We start from the raw sequence: 332 nt of genomic DNA, 5'->3' as shown, positions 1-332 counted from the left end.
GAAAAATCTCCAGACTAGAGAACTCACGGATAGTTCCTAATCTGGAGATTTCTTATTTGCACTTTTCTTGTACAACTTTAGTCCATGGTAAATAAGCCTCTAAAACCTCTTTGTTTACGAGAGTTTCCTCGTTTGGAAGACATTCTAGAAGATAGGATAGCTATTTCTTGCTATGTACTTGATGACGTTTAGCTGTTTCCAACAAGCTCATAATAATAGCTCTTGCTTTAGCTCCTTCAAAACTTTGAGAAAACAACCACCCTCGCTTTTTAAAATTTAGCTTAGGCTAAAAGAGTCCACCGGACTCTTTTACTACGTCCCATAACCAATGA

At 37.3% G+C, this 332-nt stretch carries 1 pseudogene; it reads right to left on the bottom strand.

Annotation, left to right across the window (positions count from 1 at the left end):
• Nucleotides 1-52 precede the first annotated feature (52 nt).
• A pseudogene (locus tag HT701_RS11925) lies at nt 53-268 on the bottom strand (IS66 family transposase); the annotation flags it as partial.
• Nucleotides 269-332: the final 64 nt, after the last annotated feature.

The organism is Streptococcus sp. 10824, from assembly GCF_013276595.1.
GTDB lineage: Bacteria > Bacillota > Bacilli > Lactobacillales > Streptococcaceae > Streptococcus > Streptococcus pseudopneumoniae.
The sequence above is the reverse complement of the archived record's forward strand: the minus strand, read 5'-3'. Positions and strand labels throughout refer to the sequence as shown.